Source organism: Aestuariimicrobium ganziense (assembly GCF_015352975.1).
Taxonomy (GTDB): Bacteria; Actinomycetota; Actinomycetes; order Propionibacteriales; family Propionibacteriaceae; genus Aestuariimicrobium; species Aestuariimicrobium ganziense.
This window is the reverse complement of sequence record NZ_JACYIZ010000001.1, coordinates 193,382-220,040: the sequence shown is the minus strand read 5'-3', so window position 1 is coordinate 220,040 and position 26,659 is coordinate 193,382. Positions and strand designations below refer to the sequence as shown.

General features: G+C 67.7%; 22 protein-coding genes, 1 tRNA gene and 1 pseudogene. 9 read left to right on the top strand and 15 right to left on the bottom strand.

What is annotated here, in order from left to right; genetic code table 11:
- Nucleotides 1-18 precede the first annotated feature (18 nt).
- Complete coding sequence (locus IE660_RS01025; RefSeq protein ID WP_203566466.1) at nucleotides 19-417, top strand: (deoxy)nucleoside triphosphate pyrophosphohydrolase; 399 nt, start codon at nucleotides 19-21, stop codon at nucleotides 415-417.
- Here IE660_RS01025 and IE660_RS01020 read toward each other — a convergent pair.
- Nucleotides 401-2,368, bottom strand: a complete 1,968-nt coding sequence (locus IE660_RS01020; protein ID WP_203566465.1) for a GMC family oxidoreductase — start codon at nucleotides 2,366-2,368, stop codon at nucleotides 401-403. The two genes, IE660_RS01025 and IE660_RS01020, sit on opposite strands and share 17 nt — an antisense overlap.
- A gap of 134 nt (nucleotides 2,369-2,502) precedes the next feature.
- On the opposite strand from IE660_RS01020, the gene IE660_RS01015 reads away from it, so the two are divergent.
- The 3 genes from IE660_RS01015 to IE660_RS01005 all read left to right on the top strand — a co-directional run bounded on the left by IE660_RS01015 (nucleotide 2,503) and on the right by IE660_RS01005 (nucleotide 6,211).
- The gene (locus IE660_RS01015) at nucleotides 2,503-2,688 is read left to right on the top strand and encodes a DUF6767 domain-containing protein (protein ID WP_203567007.1); all 186 of its coding nucleotides are present in this window, start codon (nucleotides 2,503-2,505) and stop codon (nucleotides 2,686-2,688) included.
- Nucleotides 2,689-2,779: 91 nt separating this feature from the next.
- On the top strand, nucleotides 2,780-5,383 hold the full coding sequence (locus tag IE660_RS01010; RefSeq protein WP_203566464.1) for a glycoside hydrolase family 2 protein: 2,604 nt from the start codon (nucleotides 2,780-2,782) through the stop codon (nucleotides 5,381-5,383).
- A 3-nt stretch (nucleotides 5,384-5,386) separates the two neighbouring features.
- Nucleotides 5,387-6,211, top strand: a complete 825-nt coding sequence (locus IE660_RS01005; RefSeq protein ID WP_203566463.1) for an SAM-dependent methyltransferase — start codon at nucleotides 5,387-5,389, stop codon at nucleotides 6,209-6,211.
- A gap of 1 nt (nucleotide 6,212) precedes the next feature.
- Here IE660_RS01005 and IE660_RS01000 read toward each other — a convergent pair whose 3' ends face one another.
- Nucleotides 6,213-7,220, bottom strand: a complete 1,008-nt coding sequence (locus IE660_RS01000; RefSeq protein ID WP_203566462.1) for a phosphotransferase family protein — start codon at nucleotides 7,218-7,220, stop codon at nucleotides 6,213-6,215.
- On the opposite strand from IE660_RS01000, the gene IE660_RS00995 reads away from it, so the two are divergent.
- Both IE660_RS00995 and IE660_RS00990 read left to right on the top strand, forming a co-directional pair.
- Nucleotides 7,171-8,049 carry a sulfite exporter TauE/SafE family protein gene (locus tag IE660_RS00995; RefSeq protein WP_328701781.1) on the top strand — a complete coding sequence of 293 codons (879 nt, stop codon included), beginning with the start codon at nucleotides 7,171-7,173 and terminating at the stop codon, nucleotides 8,047-8,049. The two genes, IE660_RS01000 and IE660_RS00995, sit on opposite strands and share 50 nt — an antisense overlap.
- Nucleotides 8,050-8,130: 81 nt before the next feature.
- Complete coding sequence (locus IE660_RS00990) at nucleotides 8,131-8,898, top strand: nucleotidyltransferase domain-containing protein (RefSeq protein WP_203566460.1); 768 nt, start codon at nucleotides 8,131-8,133, stop codon at nucleotides 8,896-8,898.
- Nucleotides 8,899-9,167: 269 nt separating this feature from the next.
- On the opposite strand, the gene IE660_RS00985 is transcribed toward IE660_RS00990, so the two are convergent.
- The 3 genes from IE660_RS00985 to IE660_RS00975 form a co-directional block, all read right to left on the bottom strand.
- Complete coding sequence (locus IE660_RS00985; protein WP_203566459.1) at nucleotides 9,168-11,783, bottom strand: ATP-binding protein; 2,616 nt, start codon at nucleotides 11,781-11,783, stop codon at nucleotides 9,168-9,170.
- Nucleotides 11,784-11,906: 123 nt separating this feature from the next.
- Entirely contained in the window at nucleotides 11,907-13,052 is a 1,146-nt protein-coding gene (locus IE660_RS00980) for a site-specific DNA-methyltransferase (protein ID WP_203566458.1), read from the bottom strand.
- 128 nt (nucleotides 13,053-13,180) lie between these two features.
- Nucleotides 13,181-13,528, bottom strand: a complete 348-nt coding sequence (locus IE660_RS00975; RefSeq protein WP_203566457.1) for a hypothetical protein — start codon at nucleotides 13,526-13,528, stop codon at nucleotides 13,181-13,183.
- Nucleotides 13,529-13,739: 211 nt separating this feature from the next.
- On the opposite strand from IE660_RS00975, the gene IE660_RS00970 reads away from it, so the two are divergent.
- Nucleotides 13,740-15,131, top strand: coding sequence for a tyrosine-type recombinase/integrase (locus IE660_RS00970; protein ID WP_203566456.1), 1,392 nt, complete (start codon nucleotides 13,740-13,742; stop codon nucleotides 15,129-15,131).
- A 40-nt stretch (nucleotides 15,132-15,171) separates the two neighbouring features.
- Here IE660_RS00970 and IE660_RS00965 read toward each other — a convergent pair.
- The 7 genes from IE660_RS00965 to dop form a co-directional block, all read right to left on the bottom strand.
- Nucleotides 15,172-15,245, bottom strand: a tRNA-Pro gene (locus IE660_RS00965).
- Nucleotides 15,246-15,348: 103 nt separating this feature from the next.
- Complete coding sequence (gene der / locus IE660_RS00960; RefSeq protein ID WP_203566455.1) at nucleotides 15,349-16,785, bottom strand: ribosome biogenesis GTPase Der; 1,437 nt, start codon at nucleotides 16,783-16,785, stop codon at nucleotides 15,349-15,351.
- Complete coding sequence (locus tag IE660_RS00955; protein WP_203566454.1) at nucleotides 16,745-17,509, bottom strand: lysophospholipid acyltransferase family protein; 765 nt, start codon at nucleotides 17,507-17,509, stop codon at nucleotides 16,745-16,747. The genes der and IE660_RS00955 overlap by 41 nt, the downstream gene beginning before the upstream one ends.
- 4 nt (nucleotides 17,510-17,513) lie before the next feature.
- A complete protein-coding gene (gene cmk, locus IE660_RS00950) occupies nucleotides 17,514-18,185 on the bottom strand; it encodes a (d)CMP kinase (protein ID WP_203566940.1) in 672 nt (223 codons plus the stop codon).
- Nucleotides 18,186-18,282: 97 nt separating this feature from the next.
- Nucleotides 18,283-19,356 carry a prephenate dehydrogenase gene (locus tag IE660_RS00945; protein ID WP_203566453.1) on the bottom strand — a complete coding sequence of 358 codons (1,074 nt, stop codon included), beginning with the start codon at nucleotides 19,354-19,356 and terminating at the stop codon, nucleotides 18,283-18,285.
- On the bottom strand, nucleotides 19,353-19,556 hold the full coding sequence (locus IE660_RS00940) for a ubiquitin-like protein Pup (RefSeq protein ID WP_203566452.1): 204 nt from the start codon (nucleotides 19,554-19,556) through the stop codon (nucleotides 19,353-19,355). The genes IE660_RS00945 and IE660_RS00940 overlap by 4 nt, the downstream gene beginning before the upstream one ends.
- 26 nt (nucleotides 19,557-19,582) lie before the next feature.
- The gene (gene dop, locus IE660_RS00935) at nucleotides 19,583-21,079 is read right to left on the bottom strand and encodes a depupylase/deamidase Dop (RefSeq protein WP_203566451.1); all 1,497 of its coding nucleotides are present in this window, start codon (nucleotides 21,077-21,079) and stop codon (nucleotides 19,583-19,585) included.
- Nucleotides 21,080-21,103: 24 nt separating this feature from the next.
- Between dop and IE660_RS00930 the strand changes: the two genes are divergently transcribed.
- Nucleotides 21,104-21,517 (top strand): DUF3054 domain-containing protein, encoded by a 414-nt coding sequence (locus IE660_RS00930; protein WP_203566450.1) that lies wholly within the window; start codon nucleotides 21,104-21,106, stop codon nucleotides 21,515-21,517.
- A gap of 5 nt (nucleotides 21,518-21,522) precedes the next feature.
- On the opposite strand, the gene IE660_RS00925 is transcribed toward IE660_RS00930, so the two are convergent.
- The 3 genes and pseudogenes from IE660_RS00925 to IE660_RS16510 all read right to left on the bottom strand — a co-directional run bounded on the left by IE660_RS00925 (nucleotide 21,523) and on the right by IE660_RS16510 (nucleotide 25,367).
- Entirely contained in the window at nucleotides 21,523-21,993 is a 471-nt protein-coding gene (locus IE660_RS00925) for an HNH endonuclease (protein ID WP_203566449.1), read from the bottom strand.
- 59 nt (nucleotides 21,994-22,052) lie between these two features.
- Nucleotides 22,053-23,666: a proteasome ATPase gene (gene arc / locus IE660_RS00920; protein ID WP_203566448.1), complete on the bottom strand. Its 1,614-nt coding sequence runs from the start codon at nucleotides 23,664-23,666 to the stop codon at nucleotides 22,053-22,055.
- 50 nt (nucleotides 23,667-23,716) lie between these two features.
- Nucleotides 23,717-25,367, bottom strand: a pseudogene (locus IE660_RS16510) (HAD-IA family hydrolase).
- A gap of 80 nt (nucleotides 25,368-25,447) precedes the next feature.
- Between IE660_RS16510 and IE660_RS00905 the strand changes: the two are divergent.
- Nucleotides 25,448-26,656 (top strand): MFS transporter, encoded by a 1,209-nt coding sequence (locus IE660_RS00905; RefSeq protein WP_328701779.1) that lies wholly within the window; start codon nucleotides 25,448-25,450, stop codon nucleotides 26,654-26,656.
- Nucleotides 26,657-26,659 lie beyond the last annotated feature (3 nt).

Below are 26,659 nucleotides of genomic sequence, written 5' to 3'. Positions count from 1 at the left end.
CAGGTGGAGGGCGATGGCATGGCACGACCGACGATCGTCGTCGCGGCCGGCGTGTTCTCGCGCGGGGACGAGGTGCTGGCCTTCCGGCGTCGACCCGATCTCGCTGCCGGCGGGTCGTGGGAGTTCCCCGGTGGGAAGGTCGAGGCCACGGAGTCCCCCGCGCAGGCGCTCGCCCGCGAACTGGAGGAGGAGCTCGGCTGCCGGGTCGTCGTGGGTGGCTTGGTCGATCGGACGACCACCACCATCGGCGAGGTGGACATCGACCTGGTGGTGCACCGGGTCGAACCAGTCGGGCAGTGGCCGACCACCAGCACCGACCACGACCTCATCCGGTGGGTGCACAGGGCTGACTTGCGCCAGCTCGACTGGGCGCCGCCCGACCTGCCGGCGGTCGCAGCCCTCAGTCCTGGAGCATGAGGGCTGAGGTGCGCCAGGCCAGGGCCAGGCCGGTGTGCACCGGGTTCACTCCCCCATTGGTGACGTGCACCGAGGTGTCGGCGACGTAGAGGTTGGGGTGCCCCCAGACGCGTCCACGCGGGTCGACCACCGAGGTGGCCGGGTCGTCGCCCATCCGGCAGGTACCGGCCTGGTGCTGACCCACCGAGGGGCCACGGGGGGCGACCCGCATCGGCACCACGGTGTGACACCCGGCAGCCCCGACCCATTGCGCGGCACGCTCCATCATGAACTCGGCGGTGCGCAGGTCCTCGGGGTGCACCGAGCCCTCGAGCCTGACCACGGGCACGCCGAGGTGGTCACGAACGCTCGGGTCGAGCCGCACGCGCGAGTCGGGGTTGGGCACCTCCTGCACGGGGCCGAAGACCATGATGTGGCGGCGGTAGTGGTGGCTGAGTCCCTCGTGCACTTCGGCGCCGTGGGTCGGCAGGATGCCGGTGCGGCTCAGCAGGGCGAGCGTGAACTGCGGCAGCGGGACGAAGTCGTTGGCGAGCATGCCGCCGCCGACCAGGCCGGGATTGCCGTGCCGGAAGTGGTTCACCGAGACCGTGGGGCCCGGCCCGATGCCCTCCTGGACGACCTCGTCGGTCAGCCCCAGCGCCCCGGGATACAGGTGTGACTGCAGGTGTCGCCCGACCTGGTCGCTGCGGTTGCCCAGACCGGTCGGCTCGTCATCGGTCGTGCTCAGCAACAGCAGGCGTGCGCTCTCGACCGCACCGGCAGCCAGGACGACCCGTCCGGCGTTGATGGTCCGCTGCTCGCCGGTGGTCACGTCGGCCACGACGACACCGGTGACCCGTCCGTCGGCCCCACACTCCAGCCGCACCGCCCTGGTCTGCAGCACCAGGTCGCAGCGGCCGGTGGCCAGCGCCTCGGGCAGGACGGTGTTGTGGGTGCCGTTCTTGGCCTCGGCCCGGCAGGGGAACCCCACGCAGGCGCCGCAGGAGCGGCAGGCTGGTCGTCCGTCTCGGGCGACGGAGTTGACCAGCAACGGCACCCGGCTGGTGGGCCAGCCCAGCTGTTCGGCCGCCCGGGCCAGCAGTTCGCCCGACCGGTTCAGTGGGGTGGGTGGCATCGGGTAGCGCACGTCGGTGCCGGCGAATCGGTTGCCGGTGGGGTCGCCACTGACGCCGAGTTCGTCCTCGACGATCGCGTACCAAGGGTCGAGCTCGCTGGGGGCGAAGGGCCAGTCGGCCAGCGAACTGCCCTCGGGCACGCCGTAGGTGGTGGCCATCGTGAAGTCCTCGGCCGCGAACCGCCAGGCCTGGGCGCCGTAGACACGCAGCCCCCCGCCGAGGGTGAACGCGTTGTTGCCCCAGCCCGGGCCGGCCGGTCCGACCGCGACACCGGGCTCGCCGACCACCCGTGGCCAGCCGACCAGTGGGGGCCCGGCAGGGGTCTCGAGGCCGGTGCCCAGGCGCTGGTTGCGCAGGGCGTCCGGTGTGAGGGTCTCGCGTCCCATCCACGGACCGGCCTCGACCAGCAGCACGGTGGCGCCGTCCTCGGCCGCCAGCTTGGCGGCGATCGCACCGCAACCGGACCCGATCACCACGACGTCGTAGCCAGTCTTGACCTGCGCGAACGGTGTGGTGGCCGGGTCGTCCAACTCGACCTCGGGCCAGCCTTTCCCATCGGCAGGCTCGGTGGTGTAGCCGATGTCGCGCCAACTGCTCACCTGCTCAGCGGGACGCTTCGAAGGGTTGCCGTACCGCGCCTGGTGGGCCATGGCGATCGCGTGCTGCAGCGCGACGTTGTCAGCATCGAGGTCGGCGTCGGTGGTGCCTGCGTCCGCCAAGGCCAGCACCTGGGCCAGGTCGTCGGGCCGGTCACGACGCCAGGCCTCGGCGACGAGGTCGGCATCACGCAGGTCGAGGCCCGGAGAGAGACGGTCGAGCAACTCGTGCAGGGTCATGGCACCAGCACAGCAGGCCGACACGCGGTTCGGCGTCGAAGCCGATGGATTAGCCGGGAGCGGGCCCAATTGGCCACCCCGGTGCGTCCTGCCTGTACCCACCCTGAGATGATTGAAGCGTGAAGGAGGTCTGCGTGACCACTCGTCCCACCCCCCGTCGCCGACCCGAGGCCAAGTGCCCGCTGCGCCCCGGCGACACCTGCTCGTTGTGCGTCCCCGGCGCGACCGGGCCGCAGGACTGTGGTCTGGTCTACCTGGTGATGGACGATCCCGACCTGCGCGAGGAACTGGCCAGGAAGAGGCGCGCCGCCAAGGCCTGACCTCGCACCCCGGCTCCCGGGACGCACGGGCGCTTTCCTAGGCTTTGGTACACGCGGACGACGCGGTTCGCGTGGGGCGAAGGGGATGGCCATGACCAGGACAACCATGTTCCTCGAGCACTTCGAGCTCGCCGATTCCGAGGTCGGCGGTGAACTCTCCCGCGACGCGACCTGGGTTCCTGCCGTGGTTCCCGGGGGTGTCCACGAGGCGCTCCTGCAGGCTGGACGCATTCCCCATCCCTACCTCGACCAGCACGAGCGCGACATCACCTGGATCGAGCAGCGTGACTGGTGGTACCGCACCGCGTTCGAGGGGCCCACAGACCTGGCAGCCGACGAGCGGGTGCGGCTGGTCTTCCACGGCCTCGACACAGTCGTTGACGTCACGCTGAACGGTGAGCACCTGGCCTCGCACGAGAACATGTTCCGTCCCCTGGTGGTCGACGTGACCCAGCTGCTGCGGCCCAGGAACGAGCTCGTCCTGCGATTCACTCCCCCACTGCACGGGCTGGGCGTGGCCGATGCACCGCGCGAGATGCTGCAGCGCCTGATGGCGGTGATGGGTGCCTCACTCACCGAGGAGGGCGACGAGGGCGGGGGTTCTTCCTTCGAGGTCATGCCGATCGCCTGTCAACGCCGCAAGGCCGCATTCTCGTGGGGTTGGGACTTCGGTCCGCGGGTGCCGTCGGTGGGCATCTGGAGGCCGGTCGAGCTGAGGCGTGAGCGCCGGGGTGTGCTCTCGTCCCACTTCGTCAGTACCGAGCAGGTCGACCGCGAGGCGGGTACCGCCACCGTGCGGCTCAGCGTCGAGGCCGAGGTGTGGGCGAGCAGGGGGGCGCCCTCGGCGCGGATGGTGTTGGCGCCCGCCGACGGGCAGCCCACCATGGTCGTCGTCCCACTCACCGTGGACGACGGCACCGCTCGCGGCGAGGCGTTGGTCACCGTCGACGACGCTCGGCTGTGGTGGACCAACGACCTGGGTGAGGCCCACCTCTACCAGGTCACCACGACGCTGTTCGACGGCGAGGACGAGGTCGACGAACTGGTCGACCGAGTCGGGCTGCGCACCATCTCCCTCCACCAGGCCGAGGATCCCGAGGGTGGCAACCTCTTCCGGTTCGTCCTGAACGGTGTGCCGCTGTTCGCGCGGGGCGCAAACTGGCTGCCGGCCAGCCTCATGGTCGGCTCAGTCGCTCCCGAGACCTACCGGATGCTGATCCAGCGCGCCCACGACGCCGGCATGAACATGATTCGCATCTGGGGCGGGGGCATCTACGAACACCAGGCCTTCTACCAGGCATGCGACGAGCTGGGGGTGCTGGTCTGGCAGGACTTCATGTTCGCCGTGATCGACTACCCCAGCGCCGACCCCCACCTGCAGGACGAGGTGCGCGCCGAGGCGGAGTACCAGGTCAAGCGGCTGCGCAACCACCCCAGCATCGGGCTGTGGTGCGGCAACAACGAGGTGCAGGCCCTCCACGGCTACGCCTACCAGAACTACGAGCCCGGCGACTGGGGCTGGCACTTCTTCCATGACATCCTGCCCACCGCCGTGGCCGAGTTCGCCGGCAAGGTGCCCTACTGGCCCGGGTGTCCGTGGGGCGTGGCCGAGGCCGAGGGCTTCATGGCGGTCAACGGCCAACTCGACGGTGACCGGCACGCTTGGGAGGTGTGGCACGGGCTTGACTACGCCATGGATCCCAGTCGCTTCGCCTCGATCGGGCACGCCCGTCACTTCCGCCGCTACGCCGAAGACCGGGGAAAGTTCATCAGCGAGTTCGGCATCCACGCCTCACCCGAGCTGAGCACCCTGCGCACCTGGATGACCTCCGACGGTTTGGCGCTGCACGACTCTGACTTCCAGCACCGCAACAAGGACCATCCCAAGAACAAGCACAACGCGGTGCTCGAGATCGTCACCGGATTGCCCACCACGCTCGAGGAGTACGCGGACTTCACGATGGTCTCGCAGGCCGAGGGCCTGAAGTTCGGCATCGAGCACTACCGCCGCCGCCAGCCGCACTGCTCGGGCACGCTGGTGTGGCAACTCAACGACGTCTGGCCGGGCTTCAGCTGGTCGGTGATCGACCACCATGGTGTCGGCAAAGCGGGCTACCACTACCTTCGCCGGGTCTACTCGCCCACGTTGGCCAGCTTCCGCGACGGGGACGACGACACGCTGGAGCTGTGGGTGACCCACAACGGGCTCGAGCCGGTGGCCACCCGGTGCGTGGTGACGGTCGAGACGTTCGCTGGAGATGTGACTCGGAGAGACGAGCTCGACGTCGAGGTCTCCCCCGGTGGCAGCCAGATGGTCTGGAGCATTCCGCGGGTAGGCGTCGGCGACCCCACCACCCACCTGCTCAGGGTGACCACTGACGACGGCGCCTTCCCCGCCAACCGGCTGTTCCTGGCAGAGGTCAAGGACCTGCAGTTCGGTGCCGCTCGGCTGGACTGGACGGTCGAACCCACCGGGGTCGGCACGGCCTCGATCACCATCGCCTCGCGGGGATACAGCTACCTGGTGCGCGTGCTGTCACCCACACCCGGGGTGAGCTTCAGCGACAACTACCTCGATCTGCGTGACGGCCAGAGCGTGCGCATCGAGGTCTCCGGCCTGCCGGAGGGCTTCGACCTCGCCGAGTTCGACGTGGGCGGCTACGCCGGTCAGCAGGTGACCTCGGTGAGAGGCTGACGCATGACGGAAGCGGCAAGACCTGAGCCTTGGGGCGCGTTCACCACGCCTGAGTTCTGGGACGACCCCCACATCTCGTCACGGATGCTGGGCTTCCACCTCGCTCCCGACAACGACATGGCCTCCAGGCGCCACGAGTTCATCGATGCCTCCGTGGCCTGGCTGGTCGACGTGCTCGACCTGGACGAGGGGTCGACGCTGCTCGACCTGGGCTGCGGACCCGGTCTCTACGCCAACCGGCTCGCGGCCCGCGGGGTGCGGGTGACCGGGGTCGACGTGTCGGGCAGTTCGCTCGCCCATGCCCGTCAGGTCGCCGCGGCCGACGGCCTGCCTGCGAAGTTCGTCCGGGGTGACTACCTGACGACCGACCTCGGTCACGATCAGAGCGCGGCGATCATGATCTACGAGGACTACTGCGCGCTCAGCCCCGCACAGCGCGCGGCGTTCCTGGCTCGGGTCAGCGATGCACTGGCCGACGGTGGCCGGTTCGCGTTCGACGTGACCAGCGCGGCACGGTTCGCCGGAGAGCAGCCCGGGGTGCGGACGGCCGAGGACTTCCAGGATGGCTTCTGGGGGCCTCCGGGCTACGTCGGCACCGAGGAGACCTTCACCTGGCCCGAGCACAGGCTCGTCCTGTACCGCTACACCATCGAGCGTGACGGCGACTCCAAGCAGTTCTGGAACTGGATGCACTGCCTGACACCGGACGAGGTCGCCGACGAACTGACCGCCGCGGGGTTCGAGGCGCCACAGGTCTTCGGAGACGTCGCAGGTGCCCCGTACGACGAGCACTCCCCCACCTTCGCGGTGGTGGCACGCAAGGCCTGACTCAGCCGCCTGCACGGGTTGGCTGCACGAACTGGGCCACGGCGTCGGCGAGGGTGGCCTTCGCCCACTCGTACTGGGTCGGGTCGGTCAGGCCGCGGAACTCGGTCTCGACCACCATCACCAGCATCTGGTAGAGCACGTACAGTTCGCGGCGTTGGCGTTCGGTCTCGGTGAACTCGGCGCTGCGGCCGTAGCCGCGGAAGAACGCCTCGAGGTCTGAGAAGCCCTCCAGCCAACCACCGTTGAAGCCGCCCTCGAACAACGGGTCACCGAAGACTGCGCGCTCGTGGTCGAGCAGGCTGACGATGCGTCCATCACGGACGATGACATTGCCCGGCCACAGGTCCCACTCGACCAGTTGCGGGCTGCTCACCTCGTCCAGGCTGTCGGCGCGGTCCTCGAACAGCTCCCGGACGCGCTCGTAGGGCATGCCGAGGTTGACGTTGCGGCGTCGTCCGTCGTCGACCACGTCGGCCAGCAGTTGGGTGAAGGCGGCCCGCCAGGTCGGGTGGACCGGTTGGCGCACCGGGCCGTAGCCAGTGCCGACCACGGTGTTGATCTCGCGGTTGAGGGTGCCCAGTTGTTCCCACAGGTCGGCGTTGACGTCGTGGCCCCAGTCCTGGGAGTGCATGCCCCAGGTGTCGCCCTCGACGTAGGGCATCGCAAACCATGGCGTCGGGCACACCTCGAGCGAGTCGTCGGCGAACTCGACCTCGGGCACCGGCACGCTGGTCTGGCCAGCGATCAGGTCCAGGGTGAGCAGTTCGGTCTCCATCGCGCCGATCTCATAGGTCATCACCTCGGGCTCGGGCAGCGGGGCGATCTTGAGGACGACCCGTCGTCCGCCGGCCAGTCGGCACACGTAAGCGGCGTTGAACCAACCGAAACCGAGCTCCTCGAGCCAGTCCGCGGCCTCGTCCAGGGGTGGTGTCTCGGCCTCGCCGTAGGCACGGCGCAGCATGGCTTGGATGGTGGCTGCGGGCTGGCGGAACTTGGTGTTGGAGTCCACGCCGTCACCCCAGTGGGCGGCCCAGGACCGGCAGTGCCAGACTGGATCGGTGAGCACAGAGCAACCAAGACCGAAGTTGGCAGCACTGATCGGCATCGGCCTGGTCGCCGGGTTCCTGTCGGGCATGTTCGGCGTCGGCGGGGGCATCATCATCGTGCCTGCGCTGATCGCGGTGGCCCACTTCGTGCGCAAGCGTGCCTCGGCCACCTCACTGGTCGCGATCATTCCCACCGCGCTGGTCGGCGTGACCACCTATGCCCTGGCCGGCGACGTCGACGTGATCGTGGCGGCGGTGCTGGCTCTGGGTTCGGTCGTGGGTGCGCAGGCCGGGTCGTGGTTGCTGCACCGCTTGCCGGTGGCGGCGGTGCGCTGGACCTTCATCGCCTTCCTGGTGTTCGTGGTGGTGCAGTTGTTCCTCACCACGCCCGCGCGCGATGCCGTCTTCCACTGGTCCGTTGGATCGGCTGTCGCCATCGTGGCGCTCGGGTTGGTGACCGGTGTGCTGTCGGGCCTGCTGGGTGTCGGTGGCGGCATCATCGTGGTGCCGGCTCTGATCCTGGGCTTCGGGATCTCTGACCTGGTGGCCAAGGGCACCTCACTGCTGATGATGATCCCGACAGCGATCTCGGGCACGGTCAGCAACGTCAAGCGTGGGCTGGCCGACGTGAGGGCGGGGCTGATCGTGGGTGGCTCGGCCTGCCTGACCTCGGCGGCCGGCGCCTGGGTGGCGCGGTTGCTCGATCCCCGCACCGCCAACATCGTGTTCGGGGTCTTCGTGGCCGGCGTGATCATCCAGATGGTGGTGCAGGCCCGGCGCAAGCCCGAGTAGGTCCGAGTTCTGCGCGATCGAGTGCGTGTGTGCCTGCGCGTGCTGTGATGAGGCTCTCATCTGCTTGGAGGAGGCCACCCGATGAGTGCGCGCGAGTTCGCCAGCCGAGCGGAACGCTGGGCCGAGGACGAGACGTCGGTCAGGGCAGCGGTGGTGTTCGGGTCGGTGGCGCGGGGTGAGGACAACGAGTTCTCAGACTTGGACCTGATCCTGGTCACCGAGCCCGGCGCTGCCGACGACCTGTGGGCGCGGCGGGCCGACATCGCCACCAGCATCATGGGAGGTGTGCCGGCCTACGTCCAGGAACCGCACTGGCAGGGCGAGCACCGCTACCAGGCGTGGGACGGCGACGGGTACCAACTCGACCTCACGATCGCTGAAGAGCCCGTGCCTGTCTTCGGAGGGCTCGCCCGTGGGTTCACCACGTTGGTTGATCGCGATGGCGTCGCCGAGCGACTCACCGCCCAGATCGAACGCTGGTCGGAGCCCGAGTTCGACGCCGCCGCGATGGACGGCGGCACGTGGGTGTGGCTGGCGTACCTACAGGGCCGGTTGCGCCATGGAGAGCGGTTCGCCGTCCGCGCCGGTCTCACCGACACGCTGATGGGACGCGTCGTGCCCCTGCTGGGAGGGCAGTGGCACTCGGCGCACGCGCAGCTGGCTGCTGTGGACCTTGAGCGTGTGCATGGCGCCATGCCGACCTCGGACGATCCCACCGAACTGGGCCGTGCCCTCCGCGAGACGGCAAGGGTGTACGACTGGGCGCTCGACCGTTGGGTCGAGCGCACTGGGCGTGAGCGGCCGTCGCATCCGTTGGCGTCGATGGTGCTTCGACGACTCGACGCGTGAGCTGGAAGAAGGGGCCTGCCCGAGCGATTTCCCGCTCTGACAAGCCCCTTCATGCGTCGGGCTGACAGGATTTGAACCTGCGACCCCTTGACCCCCAGGCGTCCAGACGGCTCCGACGAGGCCAGATTCCGCATGATTACGGGGATCAGATCATGCAGAGCACGTCACGAGATGCATGGTTTGCATGATTCTGGTCCCCTTCTGGTCCCCCTCGTTCGCTTGAGCAACACGGCGAAGTCACACCAACCGACTCCATGCACGCCAACGCTTTACGCAGCACCCGTCTTCTTGAACTTCTCCGGCAATTGCGCGACCTGAGCCAGAAGGGCCTGGCGAAACTTGTCTGGCCGTGCTCCAAGAAACACGTTGTCACCTTGTACACGAATGAGATGGGGCGTGAGAATCTGCATGCCTTGAAGTACCTTCGCCACATCTTGCTTGGTCGGGAAAGCGGAGCCATTGCGATCGCGTATGGTCTTAGCGATAACCGGACTCGTCAGCATGTCTGGGCTGTCGAACCCAATCTCTTCCAACGCGTCGAAGATTTCGGCGTAACTCAAACTCGGCGCTGCAGCCGAGTCAGCCAAGAACTCATCCACGAACTTAGCGACTTCGGCGGGGTCATACAGCTTGAAAACACCTCGGAGCTTATCGAGGTCAAGTTGTCCTCGCTGGGTCGTTGCTATGATCAAGCGCCCGAGGTCAGCAGCAGTCATCGGCGTGATCAACTGAGTCTTGCACTCCTTCTGTAGAGCGCCGTCCTCAAACCCCGGACCAACGACCAAGGTGTGGTCCGCCTTATGGTCCTCCCTGTGGCGAACTAGCCCACCCGTACCGACGTTACCTGTCTTCACCTTCTTCTTCGCGGATGACTTTGCATCGTACGTAAACGAGTATGACGCTGTCTGCGAAGTCCGTTTTGGAGACAGGGGGGCGACCGCGACGCCTTCAGGGTTGTCACTTCCGCCGAGCCTTTCGACGATGAACCCTAGGGCTTCGAGCGCGTCGCCAAGAATGACTTCAAGGGCTTTGTCCTTCTTGTGGCTGGCAGCTTGGTCCAACAGCTCTGCGATCTGAAAGCCGGTCCTGCGGCGTAGCCTGGCTAGAAGCCGAAGCAACTGATCACGGTAGAGCTCAACTTGCTGAGTCGTGGCATGGTCGACCCCGAGCTGAGTCATATAGGCAGACGTGAGCAAGTCAGCCATAGCCTGGTCCCGAAGGAGAAGCTTGAGTTCGTGACTATCGCCGTACTCCCGCACGAAGGGATGGCTCTCGTTGACAATCACCTCACGCGACTCCAGATCGTACTCAACGACTGGCTCGTCCACTCCCCTTGGCGTGAACTTCACGTCCCGCACAACGTCGGAATGACTAGTGACACCACCCCACGAGGAGCGCTGCGCGTCAGTAGGCTCATCGTCCAACTTGGTAACGAACGACGGCAATTCGCCACTGGAAATGCCTTGCTCAATTGCCGACTTGAGCGGTTCAAAAGGAACCGTACCCCATGCTTCCGTCAGGATGTCGCCTGCGTCTGGCCAGTTCGCCTTGCTCGCGGCATCGTAAACTGAACGCGCGTGGTTGAACATCGCTTTCAGCAAGCCACGCACTATGTCGAGAGAACGGCCTTCAAGAAGCCCCTCGCGGTTGATTGAGACGCTATCGTTCAACCCGTCTATGCGAACAGTAGCGCGGAACCTAGCCCAAGCCGCGTGGTTCAGGTTGGAGAGTCCAAAGTACGGATCGTCTGGGTTTATCACTCGCCCCAGGATGTTCACAAAGAACCCGTTGGATGATTCGAGGATGTTGCTTTTTCCCTGCGAGATGGGCTCTTTGTAAAGAGATAGAGACCCGGTGGCAACACCCAACTCAGGGATCACAAGATGCGGATAACCTTCATCGGAGGGCGATAGCTCTAGTTCTTCGTTGTCCTCATCGCCGCGGCGATCGAGGGAGAATCGTTTGATCGGAAAGTCTGGTCCGAGCGTCCACGACTCCATCTTCTCGATCTCGATCTTGCTCGATTCCAACTGAGTTCCGTTGAAATGAATCGAGAATGTCGATCCGAGGGGAAGGCTTGTGCGAAGCATTCTCTTTAGAATCCCGCTCTTGATGCGGCGCCCTTCGTCCTTGAGTGAAGTCATGATCGCAAGGGTCCAGGTTCCCCGCGGGTCGGGCGGACTAATCTCCTGACCGCCGTACTCATCCGAAGAGCTCCAATCTGGCGGAGCACCGAGAGCTTGAATCTCGCCCCAAATGTCTGATCCACCGTGAATCTTGGAGATCACGTCGCGTACGTCCTGCTCCGTTACTTCCCTCACGGGCAGCGGCACGGGGTCGATGTGCAGAGCGTTCGGCTTATCACCCCCGATCCAGCGGTAGTCCATCGAAACGACCCGAATCGCACCATCCGACGCCCGACAAACGTAGGTGAGCTGATGAGCAAGCAGGTACGTCGCGAGCTTGCCAATCCCGAACTTCCCAATCTGGGGTCGTGGGGCATCGACGCGCGCCGACTTCTCGCTCGTAGCCACTGACCAGAGGCGCTTGAACCCCTCGATATCCATCGACTCGCCGTTGTCCAGCACCCAGATGGCGGAGTCAGAGTCCGAAAGGTCGTCAGGCAGGCCGATTCTGACGTCCGTGGCGCCAGCATCCCAACTGTTGGAAATGAGTTCTTCGAACGTCTTGTTCGGCGAGGTATAGAGCTGGTTGCTAAAGAGCTCGAGGAATTGCGGGCCGATCGTGACCTTAACATCCGCATCAGGGACCACGCTGCCGGTCGACTTAAAAGTGGTGACGACCTGAGACTCGCCTGCACCTACGGACGGCGCTTCTTCGGCATCCGTCCCGTCTGGGTCGATAGACGTATCAGACTCAGTCATGGTGCGCCGCCGACCTCGGCCTAGCCTTGAACTGCCCCATGCGACAGCCGGGATGCTTCATCGTGACGCACGCCCTCTGTGGTTCTGGAGTAGACCTCCTTGATCGTGAGTTCTTCATCGGAATCAAGGCCTTTCTACTGTTAGGACGACTTCGGTGCGCATACGCTTCGCCATCGACGATTCCCGGTTGACGGTCCGAACTGGAAGATACCTGCGGTTTTCTGGCAACTCACGCTCGGCGCGGGCCACCACTCGGAATCCTGAATGCTCATACGCCTTTCGAACGAGAATGTCGTTCTGGATGTAGTTTCCTCGCAGAGTGGAGTTTCCAATCACGGTGACGACTTCAGACTCGGGCTTGCACACACGATGAAGTTCACGTGCGAAAAGAGCAAGATCGTGCGCGTAGCGCGTGATAGTTGCTAATGGAAGTGCATCGGGCTCGTCCACCGAGTCTTTTATGTACTGCACCATATCTTCGACCTGCTTCATGGCGTCGCCGTCGAGCGCTCGCTCAGCACCGATGCTGTGGGAGCGAATCTTTCGTAACTCCGGGATCGTGTGCCCGAACCAGATCAACGACATCTTGTGCCCGCGTAGGTAGTCAATCGCGTTGAGGTATGGCGGTGACGTAATAATCAGATCGACTGATGAGTCAGGAAGGTCGAGCGCGCGCGCATCCCCTCTACGGACCTCCACCTGTCCGGCGATGGCGATGGATCGTTCATCGAGCAACTTCTTGAGGCTGGCGACCGACCCCTCGAACCCGCGGTACACGTCGTAGGCGGATTCAGTCGCTACACGGTGCGGCCTGCTGTGTGATGTGTCGGCTGCCAGCGAGGCCTTGGGCGCCTTCGTGACGATGATCCGACTCAAGGCCAGTTGAAGGGCCTGACGAACGGCATCATCGCTAACCCCGTCCAGCTCCCGTGACAGCCGGTTGAGCTGACTACGCTGCGACGCCGCAAACCAGTACTCAGCGAACTTGACGGTCTCTGCGTCATCCCACCGCGGCTCATCCACGCTGGAGGCTCGCGCACGCGCGCAAATGCGCTCGGCCTCTGCGACAACCTGCGCGGTGTCGACGGCCTGGGTTGCAACCGAACTCATGAGGACAGCGAGAGGATCGACATCGAACCCACGTGCTGCGTGGCCCCGGTCGACCGCTGCGGAGAGGACGGTCCCTGATCCGCACATCGGGTCGAGGACCACCAGCTCCGCCTCGCCCGCCGTGGAGTCCAGGTGGTCGATGGCGATGTCGGGGGCCATCCTGGCAGGGAACGGGTGGATCGTCCTTGCTCCCATGAGCACTCCTTCGACTCGTACGTTCCGGCACGAGCAGGCGTGCTCCTAGAAGCCGTTCACCCTCCCATCATCCCAGGGGCGCGGGAGTCAGGTCAAAGAAGCCTGCCGGCGTGTCCGAGCCTATCGGCAGCCTCCGACACGCTCCTGGCGCCTGCGCCGCACGAGCTGGACGAAGCTGACGGGTCCGATCCAGAGGAACTTGAATGCGTTCCAGACGAACAGCAGGACCACAGGTAGAGCGGGCCGGGGCCTTCGCGCTGGATGATCGTGTAGCAGATCGCCGTGGCGAAGTAGTAGCCGCCGCCCAGGAGCAGCATGGCGGGGATGCCCCACTTCAAGCCTCGGCGGCGATAGCGAATCGCGCCGAGCAGCAGGTTTGTGGGCGCGTACCGGAACAGGCCGTAGCCTCGTTCGCTCAGGTTCATGGATGTGCGGAGCACTGCGGGCCTCTTTCGTCGTCATAGCGCGACGGGTGTCCGTCGTGGAGGCGGCTATGAACCGAGTGCCCGCGAGGGGCCGTCCCGAAGGACCCGCGTAGTTTGCTGAACCTGCCTCGCTCCCGAGTCTAAGGCCGACTCGTGACAGAGGGAACCCCAGCGGCAGATGGGCGTGTACCTCGTCGGTGACCTTGGAGCGGAAGGGACACCGATCATGGCGACGCTGGCGGAGCAGGTGCAGGATGAGCGGATGGCGCGGATCGCGCTGTCGATGATCGCCGAACCGAACGACCCGACCACCGGGTACGTCCTCGCCCGTCACGGCGGGATCGAGACGCTGCCGCTGATCGAGTCCGACGACGAAGTGCCCGGCCTGGCCCGCGCCGACGTACTGATGTGGCGTGAACGGCTGGCCGCGCGGATCACGTCTGGCTTGCTGGATCAGACGGAGCGGCACGGGTTCGGCACCCTCATCCCGGCTGACAAGGAATGGCCCGCCGGTCTGAACGACTTGGGCGAGCGTGCCCCCTACCTGCTGTGGACGCGCGGCGCGGCCTCCTTCTTGACGACGGCGCTGAGCGATCGAGCCACGATCACCGGCTCACGCGGAGCGACCTCCTATGGCGAGCAGGTCGCGGGCGAGCTGGCGATGGGTCTGGCCGATGACGCCCCGCTCGTGCGGGTGCTCGATGAAGCGGTGCGGGACGGGCTGATCCAGATCAACCCGGCGAAGAACCGTGCCAAGCGGAGCCTGAACCGCAACGCCTTCCGCGGACAGTCCGCCGAGCAGTCCTCCCCGCGGGCGCACGCGATCCCGGATATGAAGACTCTCAACCGGCTCGCCAGTGCGTGCGGGAAGGTGCATCAGTCCTACAGCGACTTTGTGATGCTCGCCGCGCTGCTCGCCGCACGGTCTTCGGAGGTGTCCGGGTTGCGGGCCGGGGACGTGGACTACGGCAAGAACCTCGTCGTGATCCGCAGGCAGGTGTTCCCAGGCAAAGGTGGCCTAGTCACAAAGCCGACCAAGAGCCGCAAGGAACGTCGCGTGCCGATCCTCGAACCCCTGCGGCCCGTACTGGAACGCCTTACCAACGGCAAGCAGCCCGAGGACTCGTTGCTGGTCGGGCCGAAAGGCGGCTACCTCACCACCGCGACCGTCCGCGACGCCACCGACTGGGACAGCATCGTCGCGAAGCTCGGGCTACCCGACCTCACCCGACACGGCCTGCGCCACACCGGCGCAACATGGATGGCCGACGCCGGCATCCCGCTGCACGTGCTGCAAGACATCCTCGGGCATGCCTCAATGGAAACCACCCGAGGCTACCTGCACCCCGACGACAGGCATCTCGCGTCGGCGGCCGAGCAGGCCAACGCCTTCTTTCCGCCGCCGGGCAGCGCAAGCAGGCCCGGCTCGGCGGCCCCTCAACCAGGCGCCTGTGATGTGCGCCCGCGGCGCGAGTGGCCTCGCAGGCGTTCTGGTCCCCTTTTGGTCCCCTTATCCACAGGGAAGCGGGTCGAGGCGGTCCGGCTGTCCACAGGCGACCATCCGCCGTCACCCCAGGGGGACCAGAGGGGGACCACGGAAAACGACCCTCGGACATGACGAAGCCCCGGTGAGAAACCTGCTCTCACCTGGGCAAACGTCGGGCTGACAGGATTTGACCCTGCGACCCCTTGACCCCCAGTCAAGTGCGCTACCAAGCTGCGCTACAGCCCGCCGGGTCTTGCGACCCGAGGAGAAACACTATCGCACCTCGTGAACCGGGCACCAATCCCCCGGTCATCTCGACACGGGCGCTCGTACCTCGCGCCCTACTTGATCAACGCTTGGAGCGCTTGGCCCGGGCCCGCACCTCGACGTGCACCGGTGACCCGGTGAACCCGAAGTCCTCACGCAGGCGCCGCTCAACGAACCGGGTGTACTGCGGGTCCAACTGGCCCGAGGTGAACAACACGAAGGTGGGCGGGCAGGCGTGGGCCTGGGTGCCGAACAGGATGCGCGGCTGCTTGCCGCCACGCACCGGGTGCGGGTGGGCGGCGGCGACTCGTCCGAGGAAGGCATTGAGCTTGCTGGTCGGAACCCGGGTCTCCCAGCCCTCCAACGCGGCCTCGATCGCGCGGGCCAACTTGTCGACGTTGCGTCCGGTGAGCGCCGAGATGTTGACGTGCGGCGCCCACGCGAACGCGTACACGTCGCGCTCGATCTCGCGCGACAGGTAGCGGCGACGCTCCTCATCGGTCAGGTCCCACTTGTTGTAGGCAATCACCAAGGCACGGCCGGTCTCCTCGACCCGCGACAGGATCCGCAGGTCCTGCTCGCTGATCTCCTCGCTGGCGTCCACGACGACGATGCAGACCTCGGCCCGCTCGATCGCGCCCTGAGTGCGCAGCGAGGCGTAGTACTCGTGCCCGGAGGCCTCCTTGACCCGGCGTCGGATGCCGGCGGTGTCGATGAAGCGGTAGGTGGTGCCGCCAACCTCGACCAACTCGTCGACGGGGTCGACCGTCGTGCCCGACACGTCGGAGACCACCGAGCGATCGGCGCGGGCCAACTTGTTCAGCAACGACGACTTGCCCACGTTGGGCTTGCCGACGATGGCGACGCGACGAGGACCGGTGCGACGCTCCACCAGCCCCTCCGGGTCGGTCGGCAGCACCTCGAGCAGCGCGTCGAGCATGTCACCGGTGCCGCGACCGTGCAGCGCCGAGACCGGCCACGGCTCCCCCAGCCCGAGGTTCCACATGGTGGCCGCCTCCGACTCGGTGCGCTGGTCGTCCACCTTGTTGGCGACCAGGATCACCGGCTTGCGCGAGCGGCGCAGCACCTGCACGACCGCCTCGTCCTCGTCGGTGGTGCCGACGGTGGCGTCGACCACGAACATCACCGCGTCGGCCAGCGAGATGGCGATCTCGGCCTGCTCGGCGATCTGGGCGGCCATGCCGCGGGCGTCGGAGACCCAGCCACCGGTGTCGACCAGGACGAAGTCACGTCCCGACCAGTCCGCGTCGTAGGAGACCCGGTCGCGGGTCACACCGGGGGTGTCCTGGACGACGGCCTCGCGTCGACCGATGATCCGGTTGACCAGGGTCGACTTGCCGACATTGGGTCGTCCGACAACGGCCACCACGGGACGAGGGACGTACTCCTCGGACTCGTACTCGCTGAACTCGACCTCGTCGATGTCGTAGTCGGTCAGGTCGAAGTCAGCCGGGTCATCAGGGGTGATCTGGAGTTCCGGGCCCTGGGGCTCGCTCATGGGGTGTCCTCGTCCGGGGCAGGTGCGGAAGGCGCATGCCGGTGGTGAGTTCGGCCCAGCGCACGTGCTCGGAACAGATCCGGGTCAGCTGCTGGGTGGCCTGCGCAACATCCGTCGTGCGACGAGGCCACTGCCTGGTCGGCAGGTGAACCTGTTCACCGTACACGATGTGCAGCGCCGACCCCGGTGGAGGAAGCGCACGCTCGTCCGCACCGTTCAGACGGGTGCCCATCAGCGCCACCGGGACGATCGGCGCCCCGGTCACCATCGCCAGGTACGCTGCTCCCCCACGCAGGCTGGTCATGTCGCCGTGCCCGCGACGCCCCTCGGGGAAGATCACCAGCGGACGGTGCTCGAGCAGCACCTGCACGCACCGGCGCACCGCTCCGACGTCGTGCAGGGTCCGGTCGACCGGGAGTTGCCCGGCCAGGTGGAGCATCCGACCGACCGCACCACGGAACAACTCACGCTTGGCCAGGGCCAACGCGCCGGGGTGCAGGCTGACCAGCAGTGGCCCGTCGAGTGCGCCCAGGTGGTTGGCGGCCAGGATCACCGGACCGCTGCCCGGCAGGTGCTGACGCCCATGTTCGTGCACCCGGTAGAGGCGCTGGAACACGGTGGCGGCGGGCTTGCGCACGAGGTCGAGCAACCTGGTCCTCAGCACGGGAAGGTGGTCGGTGCGGGGCAGGTCGAGTCCCGCGCCGGGGCTGAGGTCCACGGTCATCGGGTCACTCCTGCGGGTCGGGGACGAGGGCGCAGATCGCCTCGATCACCTCGTCGAGGCTCAGGTGGGTCGAGTCGATCAGGGTGACCCCGTCGGCGGGGGTCTCGAACTGGCTGACGGTGGCGTCGTCGTGGTCGCGGCGCACAACCTGGTCGGTGACCTCGTCGGTCGAGGCGGCGCCGGCGAGTTCGGCTTCGCGTCTCCGGATCCGGGCGGCGGGGTCGGCGACCAGCAGTACGCGCACCTGGGCCTGGGGCCAGACCACGGTGGTGATGTCTCGTCCCTCGACGACGATGCCCTCGTCGTGGTCGCTGATCAGGCGCCGCATCTGGTCGGTGAGCACCCGACGCACCTCGAGGTTGGTGGCCACCACCGAGACGTGCTGGCTGATCCTGGGCTCGCGGATGGTCGCGGTGACGTCGACCCCGTCGACGGCGGTGGTCGGACGAGCCGGGTCGGTGCCAACCTCGATGCGCACCTGCGAGGCCAGATAGCCGATCGCCTCGACCTCGTCGGCGGCAAGGCCGGACTCGAGGTAGGCGACGGCCACCGCCCGGTACATCGACCCGGTGTCGAGGTAGCCCAGCCCCAGCCGTTGGGCGAGGCCGCGGGCGGTGGACGACTTGCCCGACCCGCTGGGCCCATCGATCGCGACCACCAGTGGCTGCGAGCCCACCTGACCGTGCTGCACGCTGTTCACGCTAGGGACCTCCCGTGACGAATCGGACAACGACATCTTGCCGACACCTGACGCGGCGGCGACGCAGAAGTGCTCAGCTGAGCGTCCAGCCCTTCGTCCGGATCGCCTCGGTGAGCCGGTCGCCGTGCTCAGGGGTGACGTCGACGGCCAGGAAACCGACCTCGCGCACCGGGTCGTGCTCGATCTGCAGGTCTTCGACGTTGACCCCGGCAGCCTCGATGTCGGTGAACAGCCGTGCCAACGAACCGGGTGCGTCGGGGATCTCGATGACCACCCGGACGAGGTCCTGGGCGGCGAGACCGTGCTTGCCGGGAAGCGTGCGGGCACCGGCTCGCCCCCGGGCCAGAAAGGCCTCGAGCTGGTCGGGGTCGTCGAGGGCGGTGAGCAACTCGTCCATGTCGGCGCGCACCCCCTCGAGCTCGGTGCGGATGGCGGCGCGGTTGGCGGAGATGATCTGGCGCCACAGCACCGGGTCGGACCCGGCGATCCGGGTGACGTCACGAATGCCCTGCCCAGCCAGCGGCAGGTGCTCGACCGGCACCAGTCGCAGGTGACCGGCAGTCAGTGAACTCATCAACTGGGGCAGGTGCGACATCTGCGCGACGGCGCGGTCGTGCACCTCGGCCGGCATCTCGACGGTGCGGGCACCACAGGCCTGGGCCAGGTCTGCCACCACCGTCACGGCGTCGGACGAACTCTGCGCGTGCGGGGTGACCACCCAGGTGCGGTCGACGAACAGGTCGGCATCGGCGGTCAGCGGCCCGGTGTGCTGGGAACCGGCCATCGGGTGGGAACCGACGTAGCGGGTGGCGTCGACGCCGGAGTCGTGCAGCGCGTCGATGATGCTGGCCTTGATCGAGGCGACGTCAGTGACGGTGGCCCCGGGGAAGCGCGCGAGGGCGTCGGTGACCACGTCGGGCACCGCTTCAGGGGTGACGGCGACCACCACCAGTGCGACCTCGCGCGAGGGTGCGGGGGTGATCAGGCCCGCCCCTCGTCCGGCCGCGACGATGGCATGGCTGGGCACCCGGTCCTCCAGGTGCACGGTGCGACCGGCACGAGTCAGTGCGCAGCCGATCGAGGCGCCGACCAGACCGGCACCGATCACCACCACCCGCGACGCCGGCTCGCTGGCCTGAGGGGTCACTGGCCACCCTTCTGGACGAAGGAGCGCACGTACTCCTCGGCGTTGGTCTCGAGCACGCTGTCGATCTCGTCGAGCAGGGCGTCGAACTTGGCGTCGTCGCGCTCGCGGTCCTGCCGGCTCGACTGCGCCGAGGGGGTGTCGGCGGCCTGTTCGGGTCGGCGGTGCCGCTCACTGCGGGACAACCACTGCTGCTCACTCATGGTGGCCCCAGCCTATCCGGGGCGGCTCAGCGTCGACGACCACGCCCGAGCGCGATCACCAGCTGCTCGACCGACGCGACGTCGACCAGCGCCTCGGCCCAGTCGTCGGCGGTGTCGGCCAGTGGCTCGGAGAGGTCGATGCCGTGCAGCCTGCCGTCGCGGCTGACCAGGGTGAGGTGGTCCCAGTTAACCCCGGCCAGTTGCGCGCCGAAGCGCGAGACGAGTTGGCCGCGCAGCCAGGCCCGGGTCGTGGTGGGGGCCGCATGCATCGCCCACTCGACGTTCTGGTCGGGCCAGATCGTCTGCAGGGCGCCGGACGCCGCCAGGCGGGTGCCCAGTCCGTCGGTCGGGTCGAGGTCTGACCACTGCAGGTCGAGCGCGGCGAGTTCCGGGGCGCCCCAGTCCAGGTCGCGGCGGCGACGCATCCCCTCGAGCAGGCGAAGCTTGGCGGCCCAGTCGACCCGGTCGGCGAGCAGCATCGGGTCGTCTCTGGCATCGGTGAGCAGGTCGTCCCACGCGCTGAGGACGGTCTCGGCGTCGGTGATCCAGGGGTCGTCCAGACAGGTGTCGACGCAGGCCTGCCACCACTCCCGCTGCAGTTGCAGCGCGGTGCGACGGATGCCGTCGAGGCAGTCGAGTTCGACCGACAGCGTGGTGTCGTGCGAGACCTGGTGGAAGGCGCGGACCGGGTCGGTGAGCACTGGCAGCAGCCGCTGGCCGTCGGCGATCACCTGCAGCACGAGCGCCGCCGAACCCACCTTGACCGAGGTGGCGACCTGACCGATCAGGGCGTCGCCGGTGATCACGTGCAGGCGACGCCAGCGGCGGGGGTCGGCGTGCGGTTCATCGCGGGTGTTGATCACTGGACGCCGGATCGTGGTCTCAAGGCCAGCCCGGGCCTCGAAGAAGTCGGCCCGTTGGGTGAGCTGGAAGCCGGCTTGCTGGCTGCGTTGGCCGAGGCCCACGCGTCCGGCCCCGCACAGAACCGACCGGGTGACCAGGTGGGCGCTGAACTGCGACACGATCCGCTCGAAGGGCACCGAGCGTGGCACCAGGTAGTTCTCGTGGCAGCCGTAGGAGGCGCCCTTGCCGTCGGTGTTGTTCTTGTGGATCCGCACTGGCAGGCCCAGCCGTTCGGAGGCCTTGGCAGCGGCGTCGAGGACGATTCGGTCACCGGCGGCATCCCACAGCACGGCCTCGCCTGCCGAGCGCACCTCGGGCCCGGAGTACTCGGGGTGGGCGTGGTCGACGTAGAACCGGGCGCCGTTGGGCAGCAACCGGTTGGCGTGGCGGGTCTCGTCGGCGATCAGTTCGTTGGTGAGCATCTCGGGCAGCGCCTCGTGCCGGGGCAGGTGGCCGCCGCGCTGGTCGCGCAGCGGCGACTCGTGGCTGAAGTCCCAGCGGGCCGCAAGCGGGGTTCCGGCGGTGACCACGGCGGCCGACAGCGCGACCGGGTCGACGGCGTCACCCGGCACACCGGCCACCGAGATGCCGTACTCGTTCTCGATGCCGATCACCGTCATGGGCACCACCCTAGGCTGGGACCCATGTCAACCACACCCGGCACGAACTCCCGTCTGACCACCAAGCACGGCGTCATCATCGACCTGTTGCTGGTGGCACTGTTCGCGCTGATCGGACGAGCCAGCCACTCGGAGTCGCTGACGCCCAGCGGGGTGTTCCAGACCGCGTGGCCATTCCTGTTCGCCCTGGTCGTGGGCTGGGCGGTGATGCTGGTGCGTCGGCGTCGGGCGTTCACGCTTGGTGCGGGGGTGTTCCTGTGGGTGGTGACCGTGGCCGGTGGCATGGTGCTGCGGGTCTCGTCCGGTGACACCGCAGCGACCGCGTTCATCATCGTGGCCACCTTGGTGCTCGGGGCCTTCCTGGTGGGTTGGCGGCTGCTGTTCGGACGACGGTTCCGCGAGACGGGCGCCGAGCCGGAGGGCTCTGCGCACGCCTGATCACCCTAGGCGGCAATGGCGACCGCTGGCCTCTGGCGTTCACACAGCACCCGGACGCACTCGTGCAGTGAGAACCCAGCACCGGCCTGGCGGGGGAAGATCCGGCTCGGGTCGTCCGACGCCGTGGCCTTGGCGAGATGCTGCAACCGCCAGAGGATGACCTCGTCATTGCTCTGCCGGAACCAGTGCTCGGCGAACGGCGATCCATCGGCGAGCATGAACGTGAACCTTGACGGTTGGTTGCCGGCGGTGATCGTGACGCCGCCCTCGTGGACGAAGGTGTGGTGGCGTCGGCACAGCAGGATCAGGTTGTCGAGGTCGGTTGCCCCTCCTGCCGACCACGGCACCAGGTGGTGGGCGTCGAGGTGGTGGCTCGTGGTGCACCCCGGGAACTGGCAGGTGTTGCGATCGCGCACCCGTAGCGCCCGCCGTTGGGCGCGGGTCGCCAGGCGCACGGTGCGTCCGAGGGTGAGCACGTTGCCCAACCGGCCGACGACCGCCGGCAGCAGGGGTGTTCCACAGGCAGCGACCTGGCTCAGCGTGCCTCGTCGTCCAACCGGTGCGCGTGCTGGCTGACCAGCGACTGCACGAACACGATCCGCTCGCCCTTGCGGCCCGAGATCCTGGCCCAGTCGTCGGGGTTGGTGGTGTTGGGCAGGTCTTCGTTCTCGACGAACTCCTCGCGGCAGGCCGCCACCAAGCCAGTTCTCGAGACTCCCCCGCCTCGCCCCGCCAACTCGTCCTTGATCGCGTACTTCTTGGCCCGGTCGACGACGTTGCGCAGCATGGCACCGGAGGCGAAGTCGGCGAAGTGCAGCACCTCGGTGTCGCCCGAGGCATAGGTCACCCGCAGGAACTCGTTGGCCGGCACCTGGTCATAGATCGAGGCGACGGTGGCCTCGACCAGCGCCGTCACGGTCGCTGCCCGGTCGCCACCGTGCGCGGCCAGGTCGGCAGCATCGAGCGGCACGTCGACGGTGAGGTACTTGCCCAGGATGTCGACGGCACCCCGGCGGCTGGGCCGGTCGAGCTTGATCTTCACGTCCAACCGCCCGGGACGAAGGATGGCCGGGTCGATCATGTCCTCGCGGTTCGAGGCGCCGATGATGATCACGTTGTCGAGGCCCTCGACCCCGTCGATCTCCGAGAGCAACTGCGGCACGATCGTGGACTCGACATCGGACGACACCCCGCTGCCTCGGGTGCGGAACAGCGAGTCCATCTCGTCGAAGAACACCACGACGGGGATGCCCGCGGTGGCCTGCTCACGCGCCCGCTCGAACACCAGCCTGATCTGGCGCTCGGTCTCGCCGACGAACTTGTTCAGCAGTTCGGGTCCCTTCACGGTGATGAAGGACGAGCCGGCGCCGGAGTCGGTGAGCTGGTCTGCCAGCGACTTGGCCACGGCCTTGGCGATCATCGTCTTGCCACAGCCGGGCGGCCCGTACAGCAGGACGCCCTTGGGCGGCTTGAGCTGGTAGCTGCGGTACAGGTCGGGGTGCAGGAATGGCAGTTCGACCGCGTCACGGATGCGCTCGATCTGTTCGTCCAGCCCGCCGATGTCGGTGTAGGCGACGTCGGGCACCTCGTCGAGGACGAGTTCCTGCACGTGCTGCCGGGCCACGGTGGTCAGCACCAGGCCGGCCGTGCGGTCGATCGCGACCGACTCCCCCGCCGACGGGGGTTCGGCGAGCACGCCTGGGCCGAGCCGCAACCGGACCTCGTCGGTGCCGGTGGTGACCACGGCATGCGTGGCGTCGACCTCGACCACGGTGGCCAGGTCGTCGGCACCGCTGGGCTCACCGGGGTTGAGCACGCCGACGATCACCTGCGACTCGTTGAGCAGGACGACGTCGCCGACCTCGAGGCCTGCGATGTCGCCCCACTCGGGGGTGACCGCGACCCGGAGCAGTCGCCCCTGGGTGGCGACGTCGACGATCTGGTCGTGCAGGGCGACCACGCGGCCGCGTCCCAGCGGGGGTTGGCCGAGGGCATCGAGCTGGGCCTTGAGCGAAACCAGGTGGGCCCGGGCTTGCTTGAGCGTCTGGTTCAGCTTCTCGTTGGTCTGGGCGAGTTGGCGGGCATCGGCACGGGCGTCGGCCAGCCGGCGCTCCAGCTGATCGGTGCGTTGCTGCTCAGGACTCGACACGTGGCCACGCTACCGCGGGCGGTCTCGACACGCCGTTCGTTCCTCGCGGGCTACTCGACCGACGTCACCCGGGCTGAAGTCTCGACACCGTGGCGCTGGTGCTCGGCCGACACGTTGGCCGGACGAGGCCCGGTGTAGTCGGGTCCGTACGCACCAGGCGCCGGACGACGCTTGCGCATCGGTGCCTTCACCCCCGGAGCCAGCCGCCTCGAGATCACCAGGAAGCCGGTGTGGCCGCTCGTCCCGTGGCCGGGGCGGATCGCCAGGCCTTCGGCGTGCCACTCCCGGATCGAGTTCTCGGTGGCGTGCGGTTCGGTGAAGCCGCCATGGGCACGTAGGGTGTCCATCGTCCGCCCCAGCTGGGTGGTGGTGGCGACGTAGCAGCACAGCACTCCCCCGGCCACCATCGCCTCGGCCACGGCGTCGATGCACTCCCATGGCGCCAGCATGTCGAGAATCACCCGGTCGATCGGCTCGTCCGGTGCCCGACCGCCTTCGAGCGACTCGACCAGGTCGCCGACGGTGAGCGTCCAGCCCGGGTGCTCGCCCTGGATGAAGGTCTCGACGTTGCGCCGGGCCACGTCGGCGAACTGCTGGCGTCGTTCGTAGGAGTACAACCGGCCGTCCGGGCCCAGCGCCCGCAACAGCGCGATCGACAGGGCGCCTGAGCCGACGCCTGCCTCGAGCACCCGGGCGCCGGGGAAGATGTCGGTCCACATCACGATCTGGGCGGCGTCCTTGGGGTAGATCACCGCCGCCTCGCGCGGCATCGACACCATGAACTCGCTCATCACCGGACGAAGGCACAGGAACTGCATGCCGGCCGCGCTGGTCACCACGACGCCCTCGGGGCCGCCGAGCAAGTCGTCGTGGTTGATGCCGCCCTTGGTGGTGTGGAACACCTTGCCGGGCTCGAGGACGACCGAGTGGCGGCGTCCCTTGGGGTCGGTGAGGGTGACCCGCTCCCCTGGCTGGAGGGGCCCGGTGCGCACCCCGGCGAAGTTGGGCTGGTCAGGCACGATGGGTCCTCCAGATCTCACGCAGCCGGGCCAAGTCGACGCCCGCCAGACCATCCAGTTGCAGGTCGCCGGCCATGTCACCGGCGGTGGTGGCCGAAGGGACGGCGATGGTGAGCGCCCCTGCCGACGAGGCCGACTGCGACCCGGGAATCGAGTCCTCGATCGCGAGGCACAACCTTGGGTCGACGCCCAAGCGCTCAGCGGCGGTCAGGTACGGCTCGGGGTGCGGCTTGCCCTGCGACACCTCGACACCGTTCACGACGGCACCGAAGAAGCCCTGGGGCAGGTGCGCGAGCACCGGGTCGATCAGCAGCGGCGGCGAGGCGGTCACCAACGCCTGCGGGATGCCGGCCTCGTCCAGTTCGTTGAGCAGGGCCTGGGAACCCGGCTGCCAGGGCAGTTCGCGTTGCGACACCTTCTCGACGACCTTGGTCACGACTTCGCGTGCCAGGGCGGCCACCTCGAGGCCCTGCGGTGGGCACTGGGCGATCATCAACCGGCACGACCACTCGTTGCTCTGCCCGGTGGTGCGGTGGGCCAACTCCTCGCTCCAGGTGCCGCCGTAACCCTCGACGACCTCGAACTGCACCTCCATCCAGATCGGCTCGGTGTCGACCAGGGTGCCGTCCATGTCCCACAGGACGGCGGCGAACTGGCCGGGCTCGGAGGTGTCTGGACGCATGGGGTCAAGTCTCTCGTGCCGTTGCGCCACTGGCCAAACCCCCGTGATCGCGACCAGCGTCGGCGGGGCATACTGTCCCGGTGAGCCAGCCCACGAATCTGACCCGCCAGCAGTGGCGCAGGCTCGGGGTGGCCGTCTACCTGCCCACGACCCTGTCCTACATCGGCATCAGCGCGGTCGTCCCGCTGCTCGCCCTCACCGCCCACGACCTGGGCGCATCCACCGCCGAGGCGGCGGTGATCCTCGCGCTGATGAGCGTCGGCGGCCTGGTCGGTGCACTGCCCGCCGGCATCGTCGCCGCCCGCTTCGGCGAACGCAAGGCCCTGGTCGGTTCCTTGGTGGTCGACGCTGCCCTGATGGTGGTGGCTGCGCTGGCCACGTCGGTCTGGGTTCTCGGTGCCGCGGTCTTCGGGCTCGGCCTGTCGGGTGCGGTGGTGCTGATCGCCCGCCAGGTGTTCCTGACCGAGTTCGTCCCGTTCCGCTACCGGGCGCGCGCCCTCTCGACCCTCGGTGGGGTGTTCCGGATCGGCTTCCTGCTCGGGCCGTTGTCGGGGGCGGCGGTGGTGTCGAGCCTCGGGCTGCGGGCCGCCTACTGGTTCGCGGTCGTGATGATCCTGCTGGCCGCTGCGGTCAGCGCACTGCTGCCCGACCTGCCGGATCGTGACGCCGGCGGGGTGTCGACCAGCACGCTCAGCGTGATGAGCCGGCACCGGCGTGCGCTGCTGACGGTCGGGGTGGGTGCGGCGGCCCTGATGCTGGTGCGGGCCTCGCGCGACTCGCTGCTGCCCTTGTGGGCCGCCCACATCGGGTTGGACGCCGCGCAGACCAGCCTGCTGTTCGCCGCGAGTTCGGCGATCGACCTGACCCTGTTCTACCTCGGTGGCTCGATCATGGACCGCTGGGGACGACGGGCCGTGGCAGTGCCGGCGATGGTGATCATGGGCACGGTCTTCGGACTCATCCCGCTGACCAGTTCGATGGTGGGCCTCACCCTGGCCGCGATCGGGCTGGGGCTGGGCAACGGCATCAGTTCCGGGGTGGTGATGACGCTCGGCTCTGATGCCTCCCCTGCGGTCGGACGACACCAGTTCCTGGGTGCCTGGCGACTGACCACCGGCGTCGGCCAAGCGCTCGGGCCGCTGGCGATCGCGGCGATCACCGCGGTCGCACCGCTGGCCTGGGCGTGCCTCACCGTCGCGGCACTCGGTTGGGCGGGTGGTGCCTGGCTGTGGCACCACGGCAGCCCGCAGAAGCTTGCGGCTTTCGGTGACGACCGGGCGTCGAGCTAGCGC